Consider the following 22,423-nt stretch of genomic DNA (forward strand, 5'->3'; position numbering starts at 1 on the left):
TACTTACTTCTTTTCTGCGATTCTTAATTTTGCACTACGTGCACGATTGTTTTCTTTGATTTCCTGATCCGAAGGCACAATCATCTTACCTATTAATTTAAAAGGAACTTCAAATCTTCCGAAAAAATCGCGTTCCGGCTCTCCTTCAAACATTCCGTTTTTCATGAAGCGTTTTACCAGTCGGTCTTCTAAAGAATGATAGGAAATCACACTCAGTCTTCCTTCCGGTTTTAAAATTTCAAGCGACTGCTCTAAAAATTCTTTCAAAACATCCATTTCCTGATTTACCTCGATTCGGATCGCCTGATATATCTGGGCTAAAATCTTATTGCTTTTGTGTGCCGGTAAAAACTTGGCAAGCACTTTTTTTAACTGTTCGGTATTTTTGATCGGCTGCTCTGCTCTTGCTGTTACAATTGCATTGGCAAGACCTTTTGCTGTAGTTAATTCTCCGTAATCATTGAAGATTCTGCGCAAATCCGCTTCACCGTATTCGTTTACCACATGATAAGCACTCAATTCCCCTTTTTGGTTCATGCGCATATCCAACTCCGCATCGAATCGGGTTGAAAAACCGCGCTCTGCCACATCAAACTGATGCGACGAAACCCCCAGATCCCCTAAAATTCCATCCACTTCTTTAACTCCGTGAAAACGAAGAAAGCGCTTGATAAAGCGGAAATTTTCATGAATTAAAGTAAAACGCTCATCATCTATTACATTAGCTAGCGCATCTTCATCCTGATCGAAAGCAAACAATTTTCCGTTGGGACCAAGACGGCGCATGATTTCTCTGGAATGTCCACCTCCGCCAAAAGTCACATCCACATAAATTCCGTCAGGCTTAATATTTAAACCATCAACCGTTTCTTTTAATAAAACCGGATTATGATATTCCATTGAAATCGTCGTTTAAATTACCCATTACTTCTTCTGCCAAATCCGCAAAATCCATATCGTCTCCTGAAATGGATTGCTCGTACAGCTCTTTATCCCAGATTTCCAAAATATTCACCTTAGAGGTCAACACTAAATCCTTGGAAATTCCTGCAAAATCAATCAAATCTTTTGACACCAACAATCGCCCGGCATCATCAATCTCCACCATTTTCACTCCTGCCATAAACTTGCGAATAAAGTCGTTGTTCTTCTTATTAAAACGATTCAACTTATTGATTTTCAACATCATTAAATCCCACTCGGCTTTTGGCCAAAGCTCCACACATTTATCAAACACAGAACGTTTGAGCACAAAACCATCCTCCAAAGAAGGCAATTGCTTCTTCAGCGGAGCCGGCACCATCAGCCTTCCTTTTGCGTCGATTTTACACTCGTATGTTCCGATAATATTCGTCAAACGAAATGGTTTTTGAATTGATTTAAAACAAAAGTACAGATTTTTTTACCACATTTTACCACAAATTCCCACTTTGTTGATAAGTTTTTCCACTTTGAAACGTATTCGTAAGAAAATATGCTAAACAGCTCTATATTAATCTTTAAGGATATTTTAAAGAATTAAAGTAATCAACGTGAAAAGTTTAAAAAATTAATTATTTTAACTACAATATTTACAAAATGTTAAAAATAAAAACCACTTAAACACCCATCACCCTATTGTATAAAAATGTTGATAATTAGACACTTACTTTCCATTTCAGGTTTAACAAGAATCTATTTTCGATTTTCATAGCTAATACTTCCTATTTACTAAGAAAGTCCTATATTTGTCTGATTTTGCTATTGGATAATTATACACCAGAAACACATGTTAAAAAAAGAAGGCAAATACAGGTATTTTGAAGCTGGAGAAGGCACGCCTATCATTATTTTACACGGCCTAATGGGTGGACTAAGCAACTTTGACGGCGTTGCAGATTTCTTTCCAAAACACGGTTACAAAGTTGTAATCCCGGAATTGCCGCTATACACCAACAATATTTTAAAAACCAACGTTAAAGCATTTTCTAAGTTTGTAAAAGACTTTATCACCTTCAAGGATTTTGACAAGGTTATTTTACTTGGAAACTCTCTAGGCGGACATATCGCGTTATACCACACCAAAATGTATCCTGAAAAAATGGCCGGTTTGGTCATCACGGGAAGTTCTGGTTTATATGAAAGTGCAATGGGTGAAAGCTACCCAAAACGTGGGGATTACGAATACATCAAGAAAAAAGCCGAAGACGTTTTTTACGATCCGAAAGTAGCTACTAAAGAAATTGTAGACGATGTATATGCTACGGTTAACGACCGAATCAAATTATTAAAAACACTTACCATTGCTAAAAGCGCGATTCGTCACAATATGGCAAAGGATTTACCTAAAATGGAAACACCAACCTGCATCATCTGGGGAAGAAACGACAAAGTTACTCCGCCGGACGTAGCAGAAGAATTCAACAAATTACTGCCGAATTCTGATTTGTATTGGATCGAGAAATGCGGCCACGCGGCCATGATGGAACATCCGGACGAGTTCAACCGATTGATGTTCGAATGGCTTAAAAAGGCAAACTTATAAATCAAGAAGTTACAGGCAACTGTAACTTTTTTAAATTTAAACAACTATGAAGATCAATACTGCCGAGTTTATTATCAGTAATTCAGAAGTAAGCAAATGCCCTAAGGACCCCTTACCGGAATATGCATTTATTGGCCGTTCCAACGTAGGAAAGTCATCATTGATTAATATGTTGACCAATCATAAGAATTTAGCAAAAACCTCCGGAAAACCAGGAAAAACTCAATTAATCAATCATTTTAAGATTAATTCAAACTGGTTTTTAGTCGATTTACCAGGATATGGTTATGCACGTGTTTCAAAGAAAACCAAAGAAACATTCCAAAAATTCATCACCGATTATTTTGAAAAACGTGAACAGTTGGTTTGCGCTTTTGTTTTAATCGACATTCGTCACGAAGCACAGAAAATTGATTTGGAATTCATCACCTATTTAGGAGAAACCGGCGTACCATTTTGCATCATTTTCACCAAAGCCGATAAAATCAGTCGCGGTAAAATTGACCAACATGTTGCTGCGTATCGAAAAGCTTTACTAGCTAACAATTGGGAAGAAATGCCTCAGTATTTTGTAACTTCTTCAACGGAAGAAACGGGAAGAGAACCGCTTTTAGAATTTATCGATCAGGTTAATCAGGATTTGTTTAAAAACAATAGTTTATAAAAAAAGCGACCAAAAAGGTCGCTTTTTTTTATTTCTTCAATTCTAATTTTTCTGCGAAATAATCACAGAAATCGCGCATGGTTGCGGTCATTTTTTCATCTTCGGTAGCACGGTGAAACGTGTCAGCCATTGCCACTAAGGTCTGATGGAAAAACACTTTCATTTCATCTACAGGCATATCTTTAGTCCACAAATCAATACGTAAAGTTTCTTGCGACTTGCTGTCCCAAATCGACAACAACATCGCTTTGGCTTCTTCAGCATTTACACCTCCGTCTTTAGCCGTCCAGGACAATTTTTCAGGAACGCGGTTTTCATCTAATTCAACCGTAAGTTTTATTTCGGATTTAATCGTTTTTGACATTATTTTTTGGGTTTGTATTTTGAATTATCAAATAGCTCTTTAGCATCCATAGCCATCATTTTTTGCAAATCGGTATCGTTATTACTCATGTAGGAACGAACAATCTGCCAGCCTAACCACTGCCCAACTCTGCCCGGAGATTCGTTATCAATCTCAAGGTAAAATTTAGAGTACGGCCCAACGGAAATAAAGCGTTGCATCAGTTTCGTATCGGTATCATACAATATTTTATTATTAATAAAGTACTTCCACATTTCGCCTTCATTTTCCTGACACCATTTTATCTGTTCTTCCGTGTATTCAATTTTAGCTGCATCGGAAGCATCCGGAAGCAACATGTCTTTCAAATACAGTTCTTTACCGAAATAAATCATTTGTGCCAGTAAAGTACGGTCGGTTGGAGGAGCAATTTTTCCTTGTGAAAAACTGGAAACCAAGTCGGGCATCATCTGTGAAGGCTCAAAACCTTGTCTTTGATACTTTGGAAAACCTTCGTAAAAACGGTGGTCTTTTCCTAAATAAGTATCCAAAGAAAGTAATACCAAGCTATCGGCATAAATTGCTTTAGCATCGGTATCTACCTCGGAAATAAGCGTAATAACTTTGGGAGTTTTATATTCTGGGTAATAAAACTGAATACGCTTAAACAATTCCTCTAAGTCAGGCTCGAAGGCGCTGTTATCCGGGTATTTCTTTTTTACCTCAGAATACAATTCTTTAAGCAATGGATTTTTAAGTTTATTGGTCCAAACCGTATCAGGATTACCGGCAGGAAAGAAAAAAGGGAATTTAGTTTTCAATTCCGGCAACTCCTCAGGATTCGACTCATAAAAAAGTTTATCAAAACGCTCAACAGTTACTTTAACCGGGATTGCCTCCACAGCCTCGTTTACCTTATCTTCTTTTTTACACGATAAGGCCAAAACTGCAAAAGCAACAACTAGCAGGCACTTCTTCATAGATTTCTATTCAAAAATTTATACTTTTATGGCAATTAAAACCGACGCAAATATACGTCACAGATTTATAAAATCTTCATAAATAATTATGGCAACAGCAAACACTTTTCAGGCAGATAAAATTAATACCCATATTGTTAACTGGCTCCGCGATTATGCATTAAACGCAAAAGTAAAAGGTTTTGTTGTGGGGATTTCCGGCGGAATCGATTCAGCGCTTACCTCAACGCTTTGTGCACAAACCGGTTTACCTACTTTATGCGTGGAAATGCCTATACACCAGCATCGTTCACAGGTGTCGCGCGGGCAGGAGCATATCGAGCAATTAAAAAACCGTTTTGCGAATGTTTCCAGTGTCATTGCAGATTTAACTCCGGTTTTCGAAGGTTTCAAAAATCAAGTACCGACATCGGAAAATGAAGCCACTTTAAATTTGACTTTAGCCAATACCCGAGCGCGCCTTCGCATGACCACGTTATATTATTTTGCAGGTTTACACAGTGCCTTGGTTGCCGGAACCGGGAATAAAGTAGAAGATTTTGGTGTCGGGTTCTTCACAAAATACGGTGACGGTGGTGTCGATTTGAGCCCAATTGCCGATTTAGTGAAGAGCGAAGTACGACTTTTGGCAAAATTTGTAGGAGTTCCGGACAGTATTTTAGTCGCCAAGCCTACCGATGGGCTTTTTGGGGACGACCGAAGCGACGAAGATCAGTTAGGCGCAAGCTATGATGAGCTCGAAGCAGCAATGACGGCAGTTGAGCAAGGAAAAACCGAAAATAATTTCGAAGGAAGAGCTTTAGAAGTTTTCAAAATTTTCTCACGATTGAACCGAATTAATCAGCATAAAATGACACCAATTCCGGTTTGTAAGATTCCAAATGAATTGAAATAAATTTCCTTCATTGATTTTCAATAGATTAGATTTTTTTTTAGTAATTTTACAGACAATTACTATTAAAAACAATTTGAAATGATTAGAGTGTGTTTAGCAGACAACCATCCCGTTGTACATCAGGGGGTGAAGTCCTACTTTAAAGACAGTGTGAGTGTCAGCTTTGTAGGGGTAGTAAGTAATTTGGAGAGCCTGGACGAATTGCTAAAAAAGAAAACAGTTGATGTAGTAGTTCTCGATTTAGAGTTAGACGGTTTAACAAGCATCAATTTGGTAAAATCCTTGGTTAAGGAATATTCCGATACGAGATTTGTAGTTTTTACTAATTTAGGAGAGCAGATTTATGCTCCAAACGCGTTAAAAGCTGGAGTTTCAGCTTATATTCATAAAAACTCAAAATTAGAAGATTTAGAAAACGCTATTAAAAAAGTGCACGAAGGCCATGTGGTTTTCAGCGAAGCGGTAAAGAAAAACCTTGCTTTGCTTAACAAAGGAAAAAAATCAGATCGTTTGTACCGCAAATTATCATCCAGAGAAATTGAGGTATTGCGTTATTTGAGTGACGGTAAGAAAAACAAAGAAATTGCTAAACTGCTTACACTTAACGAAAAAACTATCAGTACGTATAAATTACGTTTGTTGACAAAACTTCACGTAACGAACTTGGTAGACTTGGTTAACAAGGCCAAAGCTTTAGAAATTGTTTAACTATAACGGGACATAACCCTTCCCAGTTTAGAAGAAAAAGAATTAATTAATCGATAGTAATCCATCGTTGTGGATAGAATTTCGGAATTGTCCGCTTCAGGTTCTGCGGAAAGTTCGTTTTTCAGTTCGTTAATTATTCGATCCACTAAAAACCAGCGTAAAGTCAGGATTGTTTCAGAAACATATTGACTGATCGTCTGGTTTTTTTGTTTTACAATGATTTGTTGCGCTTCCCAATTGTGCAGGGTTTCACGTTCTTCTTCCATAAGAATATGAGTAACTTCTTGAGCCAATTCCGGTTCGATGCGCATCAGATACTGTTCCAATTCAAACTTTTCGTTCTGATGAAAATAGTTGATCAAATCGTTATAAATCGCTCGAAACATCGGATTGGCAAGCTCCACTTCATCTTCCTGCAAACTCAGATAAATGCGTTGGTACACCTTATAAAGGTTCATTTCTTTTACCTCAACCGCTTCGCCTTCCTCGTTGGCTTTAAGCAAAACATCTTCAAATTCTTGTTCAGCAGTTCCATACAAAAGTAAAATCTCAATGATTTTGCGCTCCAATTCATAAAGCACATCAATTTTGGCTTGTAATTGTGCATTTTCAGGCTTTACTACTTCAAAGGCTTTCTGTTCGGTTTTGAGTTTTTTACCCGCTTCAGTTATGTCTTTCTGAATTAATTGTGCTAATGTATTGAAAAGAACCTCTTCAGAAATATCCATAATTCGGGAACATTCCTGAATGTAGATTTCCCTTTTGATTTTATCCGGAATTTTGGAAATACTCATGACCATATCCCGAATGAGTTCCGCTTTTTTAATCGGATCGTTTTTCGCCTCTTTCATAAGCAAAGAAGCTTTAAACTGAATAAAATCCATTGCATTTTCGCTCAGGTAATGCACTAGATCATCGTAAGGTGTTTTTTTGGCAAAACTGTCGGGATCTTCTCCATCAGGAAACGTGCAAACTTTTACGTTCATACCTTCCTCCAGAATCAAATCAATCCCACGAATCGAAGCGCGCAATCCTGCAGCATCACCATCAAACAAAACCGTTATGTTTCGGGTTAATCGGTTTACCAATCGAATCTGATCGGAAGTTAAAGCCGTTCCCGAAGAAGCTACTACATTTTCTATTCCCGACTGATGCAACTGAATCACATCGGTATACCCTTCCACCAAAAAACAATTATCAAGCTTGGCAATGGCTTGTTTGGCATGATAAATTCCGTATAAGACTTTACTCTTATGATAGATTTCACTCTCAGGAGAATTCAGGTATTTAGCCGCTTTTTTATCATTGGTAAGGATACGTCCTCCAAAACCCAAAACGCGTCCCGACATACTCTGAATCGGAAACATCACCCTAGCTTTAAAACGGTCGAATTGCTTATCGTCTTTAACAATGGTCAAACCGGTTTTGTCTAAATATTCCAGCTTATACCCTTTCCCGAGTGCTTCCATCGTAAAAGCATCCCAAGTTTCCGGAGAATAGCCTAGACCAAATTTCTCAATGGTGTCTTTGGTAAAACCGCGTTCTTTAAAATAGGAATAGCCAATCGCTTTTCCTTCATCGGTATTCAATAATGTGCTGTGAAAATATTTCTGGGCGAATTCCGAAACCAAATACATGCTTTCCTTTTCATTGGCTTCCGCTTTGGCATCTTCGGTAAGTTCGGTTTCCTCGATTTCGATGTTGTATTTTTTAGCCAGATAACGAATCGCTTCAGGATACGAAAAATGCTCATGCTCCATTAAGAACGTCACAGCATTCCCCCCTTTTCCGGAACTGAAATCCTTCCAGATCTGCTTCACGGGCGACACCATAAACGAAGGCGATTTTTCGTTGGAAAACGGGCTCAGTCCTTTTAAATTGGAACCGGCACGCTTAAGCTGAACGAAATCACCGATCACCTCCTCAACACGGGCGGTTTCAAATACGGTTTCTATGGTGTTTTGTGAAATCATTTTCTGCGACAAAGTTCCAAAGATACAAAGTTCCAAAGTTTAAACAGAATTTCAATTGCTTTTCATTAATCAAATAACCAATCAACCTAAATAAGTAGGTGAGTAAAACTTTCAATCTTTCAAATTATAAATAAAAAAGGCGCCACTTAAATGACACCTTTTAAAAAAGCATGAAACTAACTCTATTTATTAATTCACATCAAGACGAATTCCTAAAGACACATTGTGCTGCTTCACAGTGTTGTTCTCAAACACAGGGCTCAAGTCATATTTTACATACAAGCTGGTTTCTTTCCAACCCACATAAGAACTCAAACCGTAGTTCCAATCGTTCACGTTCCAATCACCTTTTTGTTTTTCATTGATTCGGTAATCATCTACTTTATAGGACAAAAATTGTTTCGAATTGGTATTGTACCCTACAAATCCTCCTACTCCAAATCTAAATCCGGAATGTGACTTGTAATACGTTTGGCCATCCTTAGTGGTCTTCTTCGAAAAATCAAACTCTAAATGTACCGGTAAAGTCAGATATACATTTTTGAAATAAGTGTCTTTTTTTCGCAATTCCATAGGATAGGTTTCCAAAACTGTTTCGTTGCCTTTATCAACAAAGTAGCGATTCTCCGTTGGACTAACAAAATTGTACATGAATGAAAAACCGTACTTCAAATGCGCTTTACTTCCAAATTCACCCAAACGCGTTCTTTTGGTTATTCCCCATTCCCAAAAAGCCGATCGCAAATAGTAAAAATTTGAATTTGCTACCGCACCGTTAGTCACAAGATTATTAAAACCTCCTGCAATTACAAATTGAGTAGTGGTTTTTCGTTCTGTTCCCGGTTCTTTTTCAGAATTCAAAAGCCTTACCACAAAACGCTTTCCATTAGTTTTTGTGGTATCTGAAATTCCTCCATCCACTTTCTCCTGCACCAAAGCATTTAATTGTTCTTGCTGATAAGCTACACGTTGTTCGATATTCTTGGCGTGAAGATTCGCTGCTTCAATTTTCATTTTATCAGCTTGTTCCTGCGTGATCTTCCCGCTTTCAAGTTGCTTATTAACCTCATCCACCTCTAGCTTTAAAGCATGTTTTTCCTCTTTAGTAATGTTTTCGATTTTTTGCGCGATCTGCTTAGCGCGACTCTCGAAAGTTTCCTGCGCGTTCATTTTGCTTACTACAAGGCATAGCGTTGCCACTACATAAAAAATAATTTTCTGCATAATTTAAATTTTAACTTTTCGATTTTTGATTGTTTTACTCGTAATTTCTATTGACAACCGCAGTTTTCACGGTTTTAAAGTTCTTTTTAATTTTACTCAAGGTCGTTTCACGGAATTCCTGATTCAATTCCCCTTCTACTGAAGAAAGTAGCGAATTCGCATTTACCTTCAATTTCTTGTTTGGCGTATTTTTCAACTGAGTTTCATTGCCTAAATCAACTAAAACCTGAACATTTTTTTCAACAAATTGCTGTACCTGTTGTTTTGGCTCTTCAGTTATGGCACTTTCTTCATTTGGAATTTGTTGCTGTGTTATTACCGATTTTCTCGCGACTACAGTTCCTGAAACAGAATTCGATTTTTCAGAAAGCGCTTCTTGATGATTTTCCTCAGAAGCCACAACTGTATTTACTTGATTAGCGCTTGTTGCTGACTTCTCAACAACATCCGTTCCCACAACGGTTTGGGTATTCGGTTCAAGATGCTTTACCGGTTGTTCCTGTTGAAACAAAAACAAGCCCACCGTGAAAAAAATCGCCAAGCCCGCAGCAATGTAAAGCCAACGGAAATTGCGCTTCGGTTTGTTATTCTCCGCTACCGAAAGCATCGCATCCAATCGATCCCAAGCTTTTTCAGAAGGCTGGATCTCTCTTTCATTCAAGGCTTTTCTAAAAACTTCCTCCATTTTATTCGGTTCCATAGTCGTAGTTTTTTTGTTTGTTGATTTGTTGTTGAAGCAGTTTTCGGGCGTGCGATAATTGCGATTTAGAAGTTCCTTCACTAATACCGAGCATTTGTGCAATTTCCTGATGTTTATAACCTTCAATCGCATACAGGTTGAACACCATTTTATAACCTTCCGGAAGATTATCAATCAAAAACTGGATGTCTTCCACCGAAAATTGACTCTCTACATTATTGAAACGCTCCTCAAAATAAGTTTCGTCTTCGGTAAATTTCACTTGCTTTTGAACACGTAAAAACGAAATGCACTCGTTTACCATGATCCTCCGAATCCATCCTTCAAAACTGCCTTTGTGCTCAAAATTTTTCAGATTGGAAAACACTTTCATAAAGGCCGTAATCATGATGTCTTCCGCCTGATGGATATCTTTAATGTACTGTCTGCAAACTCCCAACATCTTCGGTGAAAATTTTGAATAAATCTGATGTTGCGCGTGCCGATTGTTCTCGAGCGCCAACTGGATGGTTTTCTTTTCGTTCTGATGTAAGTTTATTACTTTCATTTACATTTTGATATCCGACTTCTTAAATTTTAGAACTAAAAACTGAATTCTAAATCAGACTTCTATTAGCATAGACGAGTGAAGTTGTAAAATGGTTGTATGACTGCAATTTTTTTTCAAAAATTATTTCAAACGATCAAATTCTATGAATTCATATTCAGGGGAAGATTCTAACAATTGTCTTAAAACTGCAGCATGACCGTTCCCGAAAATCATCAATACCCTATCACTACTACTGGTTGTTATTTGCTGCAATTTTCTAAAAATCCTTACGTTGCGGTTGTACCACCAAATCGATAAAATATCCGCACCTCTTTGGTCATCCAGTTTAAAATCGCCAATCAGATAAGCACCATATCCTAATTTATGATGCTCTTTTGAATTCATATGCTTAAAGTAGTTCAGTAAATTTGTTTTTTGAGGCAGCTGCTCTTCATACGCAAACCAATCGTTAAACATCTTGTTATATTTATCTTCACTCTGAAAGTCAAAATCTTTAAAAAGTTTTTTAAAATAGGCAGAGTCTATTTTCGACAACCCTTCATCCATAGATTCTGCATCGATGCTGTAAATTGTATCCAATTTTAATTCGCTTGCAATTCTCAAGCCAAGCTGAATTCGCTCATCTCTTTTATCCCTTAAATAACCGGAATTATATTTTTGCAGTTTTTCAAAAGCCTTCCAATTGTCAAAAGCTTCAATTGCAATTTTAGTAGGTTTGAATTTCTTAATATAATTGACCAATTGGGTAACTTCTTCTTTTTTGGGATCTTTTAAAACATCAATTTTATGTTTATCCTCTGTTTTTTTGACATCAAGATTTGGGTAATCAAAATGAAAAGTACCTACTACCAGCACTTTAGCTTTCTCTTTTGGGAAAAATGAAGCTGGACTCTTAATCGCTTTTTCTTGAGCAATTGTAAAAAAACTACTCATTAAAAATACTACAACTAGTATGTGTTGTTTCATATATCAATTTTCTAGGTTAGACTATATCAATACAGACGAAAACAATCGGCTAAAAGTTGCATGATGTGTAAAAAACGTAATCACTTCCCCAAAATGGAATATTAAATTTTTCGCTCTATCACGTAATTCACCATCAAAATAAGGGAAGTTTTATAAGGAGAATCGGGGAAGTTTTGTAAAAGCAGAAGCGCTTCCTGTTGGAACTCAACCATTTTTTGTTCAGCATAGCCCAATCCGTTTTTATCTTTTACGAACTGAATCACTTCACGAACACGTTTTTTATCTTTGTTATGATTTTTGATGGAATTGATGCACCAGCTTTTTTCTTTTGAAGTACAATTATTCAAAGCATAAATTAAAGGCAAGGTCATTTTTTGTTCCTTAATATCGATTCCGGTAGGTTTCCCGATAGCGTCTTCGGTGTAATCGAACAAATCGTCTTTGATCTGAAAGGCCATCCCGATTAGTTCACCAAATTTTCGCATTTGTTCTACCACTTCCGTATTTTCGGGTTTTACCGCACAAGCTCCTAAAGAACAACAGGCGGCAATCAACGTTGCTGTTTTTTGACGGATGATTTCGTAATACACCTCTTCTGTTATATCTAAGCGACGGGCTTTTTCAATTTGCAGCAATTCGCCTTCACTCATTTCGCGTACGGCTACGGAAATAATCTTCAGCAAATCAAAATCGTTGTTATCTATGGAAAGTAACAATCCTTTGGATAAGAGAAAATCACCTACTAAAACCGCAATTTTGTTTTTCCATAAAGCGTTGATGGAGAAAAAACCACGGCGTTTGTTACTGTCGTCTACCACATCATCGTGTACTAAAGTGGCTGTGTGAATTAGTTCAATAACAGCTGCTCCGCGATAAGTTCTTTCATTAACCGTACCTCCGGAAACCATTTTAGCAGTCAGAAAAACGAACATGGGCCGCATCTGTTTTCCCTTTCGGTTCACGATATAATGCGTAATTCGATTTAAAAGCGCCACTTTGGAAGACATCGAATCACGGAACTTCTTTTCGAAAAGTTCCATTTCATCAACTATGGGCTGCTTAATCTGTTCTACTATTTTCATTGGAATCAAAGATACAATTCTCTGTGAAATAAAAAATATGGTTTTCGCGTTAAACCTTTTTATATTTTTAACATCTAATTAAGAAAACCATAAAACCTAAAGTTATGAAAATGAGAACTTTTATTAAATCAATTGCTTTAGCAGCTGTTATTACTTTAGTGAGTTGCGTTAAAGATGAAGGCGGAGACAATCCGGGAAACTTAAGCGGAGAAGATGTGTCGATAAGTTCTAGAATGGATGCTATTTCCAACGATGTTTCTGAAATTGCAGAAGATCAACTCGCACAACAAAGTGCAGCCAGAATGTCCGGAACATCCAGAATGAATCCACCTTCTATTTTACCCTCTTGCGCAACTGTCACTACGGTTGTAGCAAATAATGTTTGGACAAGTACTATTGATTTCGGAACTACCGGATGTCAATACTACAATGGTGCAATTTTAAAAGGAATTATCATTGTAAGCGGAAGTACCAATTTTGCACAATCGCCTTATACCTGGACCTACAATTTCAACAATTTTTACTACAACAACATTAAAGTGGAAGGCACCAAAGTGCTTTCAAGAGTGGTTCAGGCTACCAGTTTGCTAGCAACACCCCATCCTGTTGTAACCATTGATTTAAACCTTCATTTCACCTTCCCTAACGGAAACCAATACGACCGTACCGGAACCAGAGTTAGAGAATTGGTGGAGGGGTATGATACTCCACTCGTTTTTAACGACAATGTATATTTGGTAACCGGATCTTGGATAACCGCCGGATCAAGTTCATCGCATTTAACTACAATTTTAACTCCTTTGCGTTTTGTGGTTGCTTGCCAGTATAAATTAACAGAAGGTTCTTTCAAAGTAGAGCGCAACAGTCATACCGCAGTGGTAAATTATGGAGATGGAACCTGCGATAATAATGCAACCGTGTCTTATGACGGAGGCACACCAATCGCATTCACTTTTATTTTCGGCAACTAACTTTATTTCCCAAAAAATAAAAAAGTCCCGATTTCGGGACTTTTTTTATACTTCTTTATTAGCCAGCTGACCGCAGGCCGCATCAATGTCTTTACCTCGGCTTCGACGCACTTTAACTACAATATCGTTTCGTTCTAAAGCAATTATATAATTTTCTATTGCCTGTTGAGAGGCCTGTTGAAATTCACCATCATCAATGGGATTGTATTCAATCAGGTTCACCTTACAAGGAACATATTTACAAAATTTTACCAAAGCGTCGATTGATTTTTTATCATCATTGATTCCTTTCCAAACCACGTATTCGTAAGTAACTTTACTTTTTGTCTTTTTGTACCAGTACTCTAAAGCTTCGCGCAATTCAGTTAAAGGAAAACTCTTGGTAAACGGCATAATATCGTTTCGGATTTCTTCAATGGCCGAATGCAAAGAAACCGCCAACTTGAATTTCACCTCATCATCCGCCATTTTCTTAATCATTTTAGAAACCCCCGAAGTAGAAACCGTAATTCGTTTTGGTGACATTCCCAATCCTTCCGGAGAAGTAATTTTTTCAATGGCTTTCATCACGTTGGGATAATTCATAAGTGGTTCACCCATTCCCATGAAAACAATATTCGACAAAGGCCTGTCGTAGTACAAACGGCTTTCACTATCAATGGCAGCTACCTGATCGTAAATTTCATCCGGATTCAGGTTACGCATTCGTTTGAGTCGAGCGGTTGCACAGAAATTACAATCCAAACTACAACCCACCTGACTGGAAACACAAGCAGTTGTTCTTGTTTCCGTAGGAATTAAAACCGATTCTACTACTAAATCGTCATGCAAACGAACAGCATTTTTCACAGTCCCGTCTGAACTGCGCTGCATTGTGTCTACTTTAATATGATTGATCACAAAGTTCGCCTCAAGCATTTCACGTGTATGCTTGGAAATGCTTGTCATATCTTCAAACTTATGCACGCGTTTGTGCCACAACCATTCGTACACCTGATTGCCACGAAAGGCTTTATCGCCGTTGGCCACAAAAAAATCGCGTAATTGGTCTTTGGTTAACGCGCGTATGTCTTTCTTCTCAGTTTGCATGGCGCAAAGTTACAGACATTTTATGAATTTGATTGTTGGGTTATTTGTAAATTTGTAAAAAATCAGTTTATGCACTTTATATCCGAAGCTTTAGAAGATTATGTAGCAGTCCATTCCGAAAACGAACCGGAATTATTAGCCCGTTTGAATAAGGAAACCCATCAGAAAATATTACAGCCCAGAATGTTAAGCGGACACTTTCAGGGAAGATTTTTGAGCATGATCTCAAAGCTGACCCGTCCTACTTCTATTCTGGAAATTGGAACATACACTGGTTATGCAGCTTTATGTTTGGCGGAGGGGTTAACCGAAAACGGAACTCTGGACACCATTGACAACAACGAAGAACTGTACGATTTTCAGCGTAAATATTTTAATGAGTCGCCTTGGGGAGGACAAATCCATCAACACCTGGGGAATGCTTTGGAAATCATCCCTACTTTGAACAAAAAATTTGATTTGGTTTTTATTGATGCCGACAAGGAGAACTACATCAACTACTTTGAAATGATCGTTCCGATGATGAACCAAGGCGGACTTATTTTATCCGACAATGTCCTGTGGAGCGGTAAAGTACTCGAAGAAGTAAAAGCCAACGACAAAAGCACTAAAGTACTCTTAGAATACAATGAAATCCTGAAAAACGACCCAAGAGTGGAAACGGTTTTGTTACCCATTCGCGATGGCTTAACCATGAGCCGAGTACTATAAAAAACAAAATCCCGATCAAGAATCGGGATTTTTTTATAAGCTTTCAGGAAAATACTTCCTTCTGAAAATTTCGTAAAGTTTTGAAAATCCGAAACCGGCAATGATTCCGAAAAGATAACCCGATAGAATGTCTCCGGGGAAATGAAGCCCTAAATAAATACGACTGTAGGCGAAAATCAACGGAAATAAGAACAATAAAACTGCATACTTATAATACTTCTTCATGATCATAAAAATGAATACCGTCGAAGCCATTGAATTTGCAGCATGTCCTGAAAAGTAACTGAAGGTATCGCTGCATTTTACAATTCGGATCACATCTTTGATTTCCAAATCGTTACATGGTCGCAAACGCTGCACGTTGTCTTTCACAAGGTTGGTAAATTGATCAGTAAAAGCGATCAGCGCGGCTATCGAAAGGACAATCAATAACAAATGTTTCCAGCCTACTTTTTTCTGAAGTAAATAAAAAACATATAAAAAAACGGGAGTCCAGTGCAGTTGTTTGGTGATGATCAGCCAAAACCCATCGAAGGGTTCCGAGCCCAATCCGTTTAAAAAAACTAACAACTGCTTGTCCAGGTGAACGATTTCTTCCAAAATTACAATTGTCGTTTAATAGGTCCGGTCATGTCTTCAATATCTTCCTTGGCCTTATCGATTTCTTTAGTGATATCGGAAGTTAAATCCAGTTGGTTCATCGGATTCAAATCATTCAACCCGTTAACATCGGCACTTTTCTGGATTTCGCTCTTAATATCGTTGGTCGCGTTTTTAAGTTCGGCCATCCCTTTACCCAAAGTACGGGCAATATCCGGAATTTTTTCAGACCCGAACAACATTAAAGCTACTAATATGATAAGGAAAATCTCCCCGCCTCCTATTCCAAACATGATTTTAAGATTACAATTGTAAAACGCAAAGTTACAAAGTTTTCTATACCGATATGTTATTAAAAACCAAAAAGACCATCTTAATTAGACGGTCTTTTGTGTTATTTTGTGTTTTGTGAAAATTCGTCGAATTTCGATTTTACCTCTTGTTTTGGCCAAACATTGTTGGTAAGGTCGATATCGGCAGTTTCCAGTTTTGGATCCAGTTGGATTTTCTTAACCGGTTTTTCAGTAGCAAAAATTCGTTTTGCAGTATCGTTGCCTTTTCTCCAGATTTGTACCGGGAAATGGTGGTTTTCACTGCTTCCATCTTCAAATTGAAGTTCTACTATTATGGGCATCATCATTCCACCCGGTTTGTTGAATTCCACTTCGTAGAAATACTTTGGCTGTTTTAAACTTTTTCGTTCTTCGGAAGACAATCTGCCAACAAATTCATTTAGTGTTTTAACTTCCTGAACATTCAATGGCTTTTTCATTTCCGGTTTAAAATCTTCCGCAGTTTCGGCAATCATATAAACCATTGGTTCGCCGTTATTGATTTTTCTGCCTCTTCTGTTGAATTGCTCCTGAACTGCTTTGGTAGGATCTTCGGTTACAAAATATTGCTTCACTTCTTTTATACCGATGTCTACATAATCCGTTGAATAGAACCAACCTCTCCAGAACCAATCCAAATCAACAGCAGAAGCATCTTCCATTGTTCGAAAGAAATCCTCCGGAGTTGGGTGCTTAAATTTCCAACGTTGAGCATACGTTCTGAAAGCATGATCAAAAAGCTCGTGCCCCATGATAGTTTCACGTAAAATATTCAAGCCCGTTGCCGGTTTAGAATAACCATTAGCGCCAAAATTATAGATCGTTTCCGAATTGGACATGATTGGCTCCAAGAAGTTTTGATCCCCACTCATATAAGGAACAATCTTAGCGGCAGGCCCTCGACTGGAAGGAAATTTTTTATCCCAGCTTTGCTCGGTTAAGTATTCTAAAAAGGTGTTCAATCCTTCGTCCATCCAAGTCCATTGGCGCTCGTCGGAATTGACAATCATCGGGAAGAAATTATGCCCTACTTCGTGGATGATTACACCCATCATTCCATATTTAATACGGTCACTGATGAAGCCGTTTTCATCCGGACGTCCGTAATTCCAGCAAATCATTGGGTATTCCATTCCCTGATCTTCGGCAGAAATAGAAACTGCTTTCGGATAAGGATAATCAAACGTATAAGAAGAATAGCTTTTCAAAGTATGCGCCACCACTCGTGTGGAGTACTCGCCCCATAACGGATTAGCTTCCGGCGGATAGCACGAAAAAGCCATCACCGATTTACCATTGGCAAGCTTCACCGCCATACCGTCGTAAATGAATTTTCTTGAAGTGGAAAACCCGAAATCACGAACATTGGTTGCCTTAAACTTCCAGGTTTTCTTTTTATCTGAAAATCCTTTTGCAGCTGCTTCGGCTTCGGCTTGAGTTACAATTTCCACAGGTTTATCATAAGTTTTCTCAGCCAATTCATAGCGTTTTACCTGTTCCGAAGTATACACTTCACTTCGGTTTTGCAACACACCGGTTCCCTCCATAACATGATCGGCAGGAACGGTAATGTTCACTTCAAAATTTCCAAAGGGTAAGGCAAACTCTCCGGAGCCCCAAAACTGCATATTCTGCCAGCCTTCTACATCATTATACACGGCCATTCTTGGGTAAAACTGAGCAATAACATACAAATTATTACCGTCTTTATCGAAATGCTCATATCCGGAACGACCGCCGTCTACCATATAATTATTGATGTTGTACCACCATTTTACCGAAAACGAAATTTTTTCTCCGGTTTTCAAAGGTTTGTCCAAATCGATACGCATCATGGTTTGGTTGATGGTGTATTTCATTGGAGCACCTTTAGCGTCGGTAACATATTCAATATTAAAACCTCCGTCAAAACGCTGTTGCATAAATTGTTTAGAGAAATCTCCGGTTCCCATAGATGGGCTTATGCGCTGGTTTTGCACCAAAGGGGATTGGCCGTCGCGTTTTTTTTCATTCTGATCCAATTGCACCCAAAGATAGGTTAAGGCTTCAGGAGCATTATTGTAATAGGTTACGGTTTCTTTTCCGTAAAGTTTGGTGTTTTTATCGTCCAGTTCGATATCGATTTTATAATCAGCTTGTTGCTGATAATACGCCGGACCCGGAGCTCCTGAAGCTGTACGATAGGAATTTGGAGTAGCCATTTCGTGGTACATCTGACTGAACTTATTAGTATCATAATGTCCTGCTTCTCGCTTCCTTTCAGTGGGTTTCGTCTCTTGAGCCAATGCAATAAAAGGTACGGCAAAAGCAAGTAGTGAAAAAACGGATACTGATTTTCTCATATAATCTTTTGTATTTGATTGTCTAAAATTCCAAAGTGCCTTCCGGTTCACCATCAGTCAGCAAAAGGCTTTTTTTGTTACCGTTTATGTTCGTGTGCATTATATTTTGTTGCTGCGGATACAGTTCGGTCAAAACTACATTGTACAACTCTAAAGTAGTAATTTTCTCCGAAACCGGTGTGGTAAGATAACAAATCAGAACGTTATCTTCGGTTTCTTTACCTAAAAATTTAAGTTTTTTTACCGAGTGATTTACCTTAAGTCGCATCTTTTCACTAAAGTATTCTTTAATTAGATCGTTTGATTGGGTAATTTCCTTAGAAGTTCCAAGGTAGATTTTCTTTTGAAACTTACGCTGCATCGCCTTTTCAAGATCGTCAATAAAAATACGTGCTGTAAGCTGAATCTCTTTCTTTTTAGGCTCATAATTAACCTGATACACACCAACATAAAACTTATGCATTGTAAAAGAACAAAGCATAACTAACAGTAGCACAGACAATAAGCGGTAAAAAATTGGCTTCATGCGCCAAATGTACTAAAAGAAATCAGTCAGACATTTATTTTAAGATAATCTTCACTTTTACAAGCAAAAACGTTATTTTTTTTCGGCAATCATTTTTTTGTATTCTTCAGCCAATTCGCCCAAAAGAAAAGCAGTTAGCAATTTGTTTTTTTGCTTAACCGCATCCATGATTTTAGGCTTTTCTGAAGCATATACCACAAAGCCATCTATGTATTCTTCGGGAATCTTGTATTCTTCGGTAAAATATTCCTTATCAAACATATTGAACACTTTGTTTTGAGTGATTTGGTATTTTTCAATCTCAACGCCTTTTTTAAGTTGACTGGTTCTACCGCTAAAGGCATTTAGCAGTATATCTAAAGGTCCGCTGGTTGCCGCATACAATCTTCGTTCAGCCGGAGTAAGTTTCTTTATTTTTTTTTTGATGATGCCCAAACTTACTGCATCAACTTTACTTTCCTTGATGATTAATTCGTTCAGTTGTGTTACTTTAGCCTTCATTTTTACTAAAAAAGGCAGGTAATCAAAATCTTCTTTTTCAATAACGATTTGTTTCGACTCCAATTGAACGGAAGTAAAAACAAGACTATCGCCCGCTTTGACCAAAATTGAAAACTCCCCATCACTTACTGATACAGTTTCTTTTTGAGTAGATAAATTACGAATATTGATCCCCGAAAGGTTTTTGATAGGCGCCACAACCTTCCCTTTAAGGACTTTTACATTTTGCCCAAAAGCTATAAAACCAATCAAATACAAAAACAGGAACAATCTAATTTTCATTTGTACTTCTGTTTTTATATTCTACTGCTAGTTTGGTCAAAGTAAAAGCAACTAAAATCTTATTCTGATTGGCAAGCGCTGTGGTCAGCTCCGGATTTTCAGCAGCAAATACTTTAAAACCGGCAACATGATCAGGACTGATTTTTAGTTCTTCCACAAAATAGGAATCTTCAAACATATTGGAAAGTCTTTTTTGAAGGAGCTCCGAGCGCTCAACTTTGATCTCTTTTTTCAACCGGGCGGTCTTCCCGTTAATTTTATTTATAATAGGATCAAAAGGCAAACTTCCTCCCAAAATATTTAACAGATGAATCGGTTTAAAGTCTCCCGCGGTTGCCAAACGTCGCTCGGCTGGTGTAACTGGCTTTACTTTTTTGGAAACGATCCCCAAACTTACCTCATCAATGGTGTTTCCTTTTACAACCACCTCCTTTAACTGAGTAACTTTTGCCCGCATTCTCACCAAAAAGGGCAAATAATCAAAATCTTCTTTTTCTACCACGATGCGCTTGTCTTCCAATTGAATGGCAGTTAAAAGCAATGTATCTCCAGCTTTGGCGGCAATGGAAAACAAACCTTCTTCGGAAGTTAACACCATTTTTTCAGAAGAAAGGTTCCTTACATTAATTCCGGAAAGTTCTTTAATTTCCACCAGAACCTTACCCTTCAAAAGTTTAGTGTTTTGAGCAGTAGCTGTAAAGGCCAGTAATAAAAAAAGAATAGGTAGTTTTTGTTTCATTCAATGATTTTGTTATTCGGTGTAAAAATATCTGACAAACCTCACAAATTCTTGCCAACAACTTTGTAATATTTTGTTAAATACCGAAATCGAAAATTACCTTATCTTTGAGCATCAAATTTCGGAACATGAAAAAAGTTATCATCGCGAGCACTTCTACCCTGCACGGTGGAAAATATCTAGACTATCTTTTACCTACTTTACAAGTTCATTTTAAAGAGGTAAAGCAACTTCTTTTTATTCCTTTTGCCCGTCCAGGCGGAATTTCGCATGATGAATACACCGGTAAAGTTAGTGAGGCTTTTGCTGAAATTGGCATCAACGTAAAAGGAATTCACGAATTTGACAATCCAACGGAAGCCTTACAACAAGCCGAAGCCATATTTACCGGTGGTGGCAACACATTTTTACTGGTAACCCAGCTCTACAAAACCGGAATTATCAAAACTCTGGAAGAAGTGGTCAAAAAAGGAACACCTTATTTAGGAACATCTGCCGGAAGTAACATCTGCGGACTTACCATGGGCACCACGAACGATATGCCGATTGTTTATCCTCCGAGTTTTACCACCTTAGGATTGATTCCTTTTAACCTGAACCCGCATTATCTTGATCCTATCGAAGGTTTAACGCATATGGGCGAAACCAGAGAAACCCGAATTAACGAATTTCATCAGTTTAACTCGCAACCGGTTTTAGGGCTTCGCGAGGGAAGTTGGCTGGAGGTTTCAGGGAACGCCATCACTTTAAGAGGAGAACTAAAAGCGCGTTTATTCCGTCAAAATCAGGAAGCTGTTGAACTGGAAAGTGGTTCGGATTTATCAGAATTGAAGTAGGTTTTATATTTTCGTAATCTGCACAAAACAAATTAGTAAGAAAATTTTCTTAAATTTGTACAAAGCAGTTGGTTATGGAAATACAGATTGAAGCCGTACAGATTGCCGAAGCCTTTAACATCAAAAAGTTTCGCGCCGAATTTCGCGCTGAGGCCTTTTCCGGCTCCACTTCCGAAGTGTTTTATGCTTTAACGGAGAACAACCGTTATCTTTACATTTTTGATTACGGCGTAGTGGTTTTTGCCAATTACGATGCAGTTGCGAAAAGCGAGTTTTTGAATTTCCTGAAAAATTACGCCATCAATCCTACCAATCTGAATTTATCGGAAGAATACAAAATCGTGTTTGAAGAGCATTCTACTAAATTCTTTGTAAAAAACGACTTCGTAAGTGTTCCTAAAATTGATCCCGATATCCTCCGAATTGTAATGCTTAACACCGGTCAATCGGCAGCGTTGGAATATTACGAAGTACTTACCGATGAACTAATTACCTCATCCAAATATTACATCCTTGAACTCGAACAACGCGGTAAACTCAGCATTTCTAAAACGGATTTGCTCAAATATATCGGCAAAGTACTCAATGTAAAAAACAGCATCGTAGACAACCTTTATATTTTGGACGATCCCAATCTGGTTTGGGACAATGAAGATCTGAACCTGCTCAACCGTAACCTGAAAGCAAATTTCGACATCAATCCGCGTTTTAAAGATTTGGACTATAGACTGCAAATTGTGGAAGACAACCTTACCTTATTTACCGATGTTTTGAATGTTAGGGAAAGTGCACGTTTGGAATGGATTATCATCATTTTAATTGCCTTTGAAATTGCCCTAACCCTCTTTTCACACAAATAAAATCGGATAAAAATAAAAAAAACCA

25 protein-coding genes are annotated in these 22,423 nt (G+C 37.9%); 8 read left to right on the plus strand and 17 right to left on the minus strand.

Translation table 11 applies throughout. The features are described from left to right. Window positions 1-3: 3 nt before the first annotated feature. A complete protein-coding gene (gene rsmH / locus LZZ90_RS04245) occupies window positions 4-900 on the minus strand; it encodes a 16S rRNA (cytosine(1402)-N(4))-methyltransferase RsmH (RefSeq protein ID WP_237789445.1) in 897 nt (298 codons plus the stop codon). Continuing rightward, window positions 887-1,357, minus strand: coding sequence for a division/cell wall cluster transcriptional repressor MraZ (gene mraZ, locus LZZ90_RS04250; protein ID WP_237789446.1), 471 nt, complete (start codon window positions 1,355-1,357; stop codon window positions 887-889). Before mraZ ends, rsmH begins: the two co-directional genes overlap by 14 nt. A 411-nt stretch (window positions 1,358-1,768) precedes the next feature. Between mraZ and LZZ90_RS04255 the strand changes: the two genes are divergently transcribed. Together LZZ90_RS04255 and yihA are read left to right on the plus strand one after the other, a co-directional pair. Further along, complete coding sequence (locus LZZ90_RS04255) at window positions 1,769-2,524, plus strand: alpha/beta fold hydrolase (RefSeq protein WP_237789447.1); 756 nt, start codon at window positions 1,769-1,771, stop codon at window positions 2,522-2,524. 46 nt (window positions 2,525-2,570) lie between these two features. Next, window positions 2,571-3,188: a ribosome biogenesis GTP-binding protein YihA/YsxC gene (yihA, locus tag LZZ90_RS04260; RefSeq protein ID WP_237789448.1), complete on the plus strand. Its 618-nt coding sequence runs from the start codon at window positions 2,571-2,573 to the stop codon at window positions 3,186-3,188. A gap of 28 nt (window positions 3,189-3,216) precedes the next feature. On the opposite strand, the gene gldC is transcribed toward yihA, so the two are convergent. Together gldC and gldB are read right to left on the minus strand one after the other, a co-directional pair. Then, window positions 3,217-3,552, minus strand: a complete 336-nt coding sequence (gene gldC / locus LZZ90_RS04265; RefSeq protein ID WP_237789449.1) for a gliding motility protein GldC — start codon at window positions 3,550-3,552, stop codon at window positions 3,217-3,219. Further along, on the minus strand, window positions 3,552-4,511 hold the full coding sequence (gene gldB / locus LZZ90_RS04270) for a gliding motility lipoprotein GldB (RefSeq protein ID WP_237789450.1): 960 nt from the start codon (window positions 4,509-4,511) through the stop codon (window positions 3,552-3,554). Before gldB ends, gldC begins: the two co-directional genes overlap by 1 nt. An 88-nt stretch (window positions 4,512-4,599) precedes the next feature. Here gldB and nadE point away from each other — a divergent pair, with 88 nt between their 5' ends. Further along, window positions 4,600-5,406 carry an NAD(+) synthase gene (nadE, locus tag LZZ90_RS04275; protein WP_237789451.1) on the plus strand — a complete coding sequence of 269 codons (807 nt, stop codon included), beginning with the start codon at window positions 4,600-4,602 and terminating at the stop codon, window positions 5,404-5,406. Between the two features lie 78 nt (window positions 5,407-5,484). Further along, complete coding sequence (locus LZZ90_RS04280) at window positions 5,485-6,114, plus strand: response regulator transcription factor (RefSeq protein WP_237789452.1); 630 nt, start codon at window positions 5,485-5,487, stop codon at window positions 6,112-6,114. Here the strand turns inward: LZZ90_RS04280 and dnaG are convergent. The 6 genes from dnaG to LZZ90_RS04310 all read right to left on the minus strand — a co-directional run bounded on the left by dnaG (window position 6,111) and on the right by LZZ90_RS04310 (window position 12,609). Next, on the minus strand, window positions 6,111-8,087 hold the full coding sequence (gene dnaG / locus LZZ90_RS04285) for a DNA primase (protein WP_237789453.1): 1,977 nt from the start codon (window positions 8,085-8,087) through the stop codon (window positions 6,111-6,113). The genes LZZ90_RS04280 and dnaG overlap by 4 nt on opposite strands. Before the next feature lie 189 nt (window positions 8,088-8,276). Next, window positions 8,277-9,311: a hypothetical protein gene (locus tag LZZ90_RS04290; RefSeq protein ID WP_237789454.1), complete on the minus strand. Its 1,035-nt coding sequence runs from the start codon at window positions 9,309-9,311 to the stop codon at window positions 8,277-8,279. A 34-nt stretch (window positions 9,312-9,345) separates the two neighbouring features. Further along, the gene (locus LZZ90_RS04295) at window positions 9,346-10,011 is read right to left on the minus strand and encodes a hypothetical protein (RefSeq protein WP_237789455.1); all 666 of its coding nucleotides are present in this window, start codon (window positions 10,009-10,011) and stop codon (window positions 9,346-9,348) included. Then, window positions 9,998-10,558, minus strand: a complete 561-nt coding sequence (locus LZZ90_RS04300; RefSeq protein WP_237789456.1) for an RNA polymerase sigma factor — start codon at window positions 10,556-10,558, stop codon at window positions 9,998-10,000. The genes LZZ90_RS04295 and LZZ90_RS04300 overlap by 14 nt, the downstream gene beginning before the upstream one ends. Before the next feature lie 123 nt (window positions 10,559-10,681). Then, the gene (locus LZZ90_RS04305) at window positions 10,682-11,527 is read right to left on the minus strand and encodes a DUF5694 domain-containing protein (RefSeq protein WP_237789457.1); all 846 of its coding nucleotides are present in this window, start codon (window positions 11,525-11,527) and stop codon (window positions 10,682-10,684) included. A 101-nt stretch (window positions 11,528-11,628) separates the two neighbouring features. Continuing rightward, window positions 11,629-12,609 (minus strand): polyprenyl synthetase family protein, encoded by a 981-nt coding sequence (locus tag LZZ90_RS04310; RefSeq protein WP_237789458.1) that lies wholly within the window; start codon window positions 12,607-12,609, stop codon window positions 11,629-11,631. Window positions 12,610-12,719: 110 nt separating this feature from the next. On the opposite strand from LZZ90_RS04310, the gene LZZ90_RS04315 reads away from it, so the two are divergent. Next, window positions 12,720-13,580, plus strand: coding sequence for a hypothetical protein (locus tag LZZ90_RS04315; protein ID WP_237789459.1), 861 nt, complete (start codon window positions 12,720-12,722; stop codon window positions 13,578-13,580). Window positions 13,581-13,625: 45 nt separating this feature from the next. Here the strand turns inward: LZZ90_RS04315 and rlmN are convergent, their stop codons facing one another. Beyond that, window positions 13,626-14,669, minus strand: a complete 1,044-nt coding sequence (rlmN, locus tag LZZ90_RS04320) for a 23S rRNA (adenine(2503)-C(2))-methyltransferase RlmN (protein WP_237789460.1) — start codon at window positions 14,667-14,669, stop codon at window positions 13,626-13,628. Between the two features lie 69 nt (window positions 14,670-14,738). On the opposite strand from rlmN, the gene LZZ90_RS04325 reads away from it, so the two are divergent. Next, window positions 14,739-15,380, plus strand: a complete 642-nt coding sequence (locus LZZ90_RS04325; RefSeq protein ID WP_237789461.1) for an O-methyltransferase — start codon at window positions 14,739-14,741, stop codon at window positions 15,378-15,380. Between the two features lie 33 nt (window positions 15,381-15,413). Here LZZ90_RS04325 and LZZ90_RS04330 read toward each other — a convergent pair whose 3' ends face one another. From LZZ90_RS04330 to LZZ90_RS04355, 6 genes are all read right to left on the minus strand, one after another. Then, window positions 15,414-15,983, minus strand: coding sequence for a phosphatase PAP2 family protein (locus LZZ90_RS04330; RefSeq protein ID WP_237789706.1), 570 nt, complete (start codon window positions 15,981-15,983; stop codon window positions 15,414-15,416). Further along, a complete protein-coding gene (locus tag LZZ90_RS04335; RefSeq protein WP_237789462.1) occupies window positions 15,983-16,273 on the minus strand; it encodes a twin-arginine translocase TatA/TatE family subunit in 291 nt (96 codons plus the stop codon). The genes LZZ90_RS04330 and LZZ90_RS04335 overlap by 1 nt, the downstream gene beginning before the upstream one ends. Before the next feature lie 101 nt (window positions 16,274-16,374). Continuing rightward, on the minus strand, window positions 16,375-18,654 hold the full coding sequence (locus LZZ90_RS04340) for a M1 family metallopeptidase (protein ID WP_237789463.1): 2,280 nt from the start codon (window positions 18,652-18,654) through the stop codon (window positions 16,375-16,377). A 22-nt stretch (window positions 18,655-18,676) separates the two neighbouring features. After that, the gene (locus tag LZZ90_RS04345; RefSeq protein WP_237789464.1) at window positions 18,677-19,117 is read right to left on the minus strand and encodes a DUF6702 family protein; all 441 of its coding nucleotides are present in this window, start codon (window positions 19,115-19,117) and stop codon (window positions 18,677-18,679) included. Window positions 19,118-19,252: 135 nt separating this feature from the next. Further along, window positions 19,253-19,963, minus strand: coding sequence for a hypothetical protein (locus tag LZZ90_RS04350; protein ID WP_237789465.1), 711 nt, complete (start codon window positions 19,961-19,963; stop codon window positions 19,253-19,255). Then, window positions 19,953-20,702 carry a transposase gene (locus LZZ90_RS04355; RefSeq protein ID WP_237789466.1) on the minus strand — a complete coding sequence of 250 codons (750 nt, stop codon included), beginning with the start codon at window positions 20,700-20,702 and terminating at the stop codon, window positions 19,953-19,955. The genes LZZ90_RS04350 and LZZ90_RS04355 overlap by 11 nt, the downstream gene beginning before the upstream one ends. Window positions 20,703-20,830: 128 nt before the next feature. On the opposite strand from LZZ90_RS04355, the gene pepE reads away from it, so the two are divergent. Both pepE and LZZ90_RS04365 read left to right on the plus strand, forming a co-directional pair. Further along, window positions 20,831-21,538, plus strand: a complete 708-nt coding sequence (gene pepE, locus LZZ90_RS04360; protein ID WP_237789467.1) for a dipeptidase PepE — start codon at window positions 20,831-20,833, stop codon at window positions 21,536-21,538. Between the two features lie 74 nt (window positions 21,539-21,612). Continuing rightward, window positions 21,613-22,398, plus strand: a complete 786-nt coding sequence (locus LZZ90_RS04365; protein WP_237789468.1) for an RMD1 family protein — start codon at window positions 21,613-21,615, stop codon at window positions 22,396-22,398. The last annotated feature ends 25 nt before the right edge of the window (window positions 22,399-22,423 follow it).

Origin of the sequence: Flavobacterium sp. SM15 (genome assembly GCF_022012335.1) — a bacterium.
Taxonomy (GTDB): Bacteria; Bacteroidota; Bacteroidia; order Flavobacteriales; family Flavobacteriaceae; genus Flavobacterium.

What these genes read in the sequence shown, in the direction of transcription:
- rsmH (WP_237789445.1), bottom strand. Translation starts at nt 900, where the DNA reads ATGGAATATCATAATCCGGTTTTATTAAAAGAAACGGTTGATGGTTTA.
- LZZ90_RS04255 (WP_237789447.1), top strand. Translation starts at nt 1,769, where the DNA reads ATGTTAAAAAAAGAAGGCAAATACAGGTATTTTGAAGCTGGAGAAGGC.
- yihA (WP_237789448.1), top strand. Translation starts at nt 2,571, where the DNA reads ATGAAGATCAATACTGCCGAGTTTATTATCAGTAATTCAGAAGTAAGC.
- gldC (WP_237789449.1), bottom strand. Translation starts at nt 3,552, where the DNA reads ATGTCAAAAACGATTAAATCCGAAATAAAACTTACGGTTGAATTAGAT.
- gldB (WP_237789450.1), bottom strand. Translation starts at nt 4,511, where the DNA reads ATGAAGAAGTGCCTGCTAGTTGTTGCTTTTGCAGTTTTGGCCTTATCG.
- nadE (WP_237789451.1), top strand. Translation starts at nt 4,600, where the DNA reads ATGGCAACAGCAAACACTTTTCAGGCAGATAAAATTAATACCCATATT.
- LZZ90_RS04280 (WP_237789452.1), top strand. Translation starts at nt 5,485, where the DNA reads ATGATTAGAGTGTGTTTAGCAGACAACCATCCCGTTGTACATCAGGGG.
- dnaG (WP_237789453.1), bottom strand. Translation starts at nt 8,087, where the DNA reads ATGATTTCACAAAACACCATAGAAACCGTATTTGAAACCGCCCGTGTT.
- LZZ90_RS04290 (WP_237789454.1), bottom strand. Translation starts at nt 9,311, where the DNA reads ATGCAGAAAATTATTTTTTATGTAGTGGCAACGCTATGCCTTGTAGTA.
- LZZ90_RS04295 (WP_237789455.1), bottom strand. Translation starts at nt 10,011, where the DNA reads ATGGAACCGAATAAAATGGAGGAAGTTTTTAGAAAAGCCTTGAATGAA.
- LZZ90_RS04300 (WP_237789456.1), bottom strand. Translation starts at nt 10,558, where the DNA reads ATGAAAGTAATAAACTTACATCAGAACGAAAAGAAAACCATCCAGTTG.
- LZZ90_RS04305 (WP_237789457.1), bottom strand. Translation starts at nt 11,527, where the DNA reads ATGAAACAACACATACTAGTTGTAGTATTTTTAATGAGTAGTTTTTTT.
- LZZ90_RS04310 (WP_237789458.1), bottom strand. Translation starts at nt 12,609, where the DNA reads ATGAAAATAGTAGAACAGATTAAGCAGCCCATAGTTGATGAAATGGAA.
- LZZ90_RS04315 (WP_237789459.1), top strand. Translation starts at nt 12,720, where the DNA reads ATGAGAACTTTTATTAAATCAATTGCTTTAGCAGCTGTTATTACTTTA.
- rlmN (WP_237789460.1), bottom strand. Translation starts at nt 14,669, where the DNA reads ATGCAAACTGAGAAGAAAGACATACGCGCGTTAACCAAAGACCAATTA.
- LZZ90_RS04325 (WP_237789461.1), top strand. Translation starts at nt 14,739, where the DNA reads ATGCACTTTATATCCGAAGCTTTAGAAGATTATGTAGCAGTCCATTCC.
- LZZ90_RS04335 (WP_237789462.1), bottom strand. Translation starts at nt 16,273, where the DNA reads ATGTTTGGAATAGGAGGCGGGGAGATTTTCCTTATCATATTAGTAGCT.
- LZZ90_RS04340 (WP_237789463.1), bottom strand. Translation starts at nt 18,654, where the DNA reads ATGAGAAAATCAGTATCCGTTTTTTCACTACTTGCTTTTGCCGTACCT.
- LZZ90_RS04345 (WP_237789464.1), bottom strand. Translation starts at nt 19,117, where the DNA reads ATGCATAAGTTTTATGTTGGTGTGTATCAGGTTAATTATGAGCCTAAA.
- LZZ90_RS04350 (WP_237789465.1), bottom strand. Translation starts at nt 19,963, where the DNA reads ATGAAAATTAGATTGTTCCTGTTTTTGTATTTGATTGGTTTTATAGCT.
- LZZ90_RS04355 (WP_237789466.1), bottom strand. Translation starts at nt 20,702, where the DNA reads ATGAAACAAAAACTACCTATTCTTTTTTTATTACTGGCCTTTACAGCT.
- pepE (WP_237789467.1), top strand. Translation starts at nt 20,831, where the DNA reads ATGAAAAAAGTTATCATCGCGAGCACTTCTACCCTGCACGGTGGAAAA.
- LZZ90_RS04365 (WP_237789468.1), top strand. Translation starts at nt 21,613, where the DNA reads ATGGAAATACAGATTGAAGCCGTACAGATTGCCGAAGCCTTTAACATC.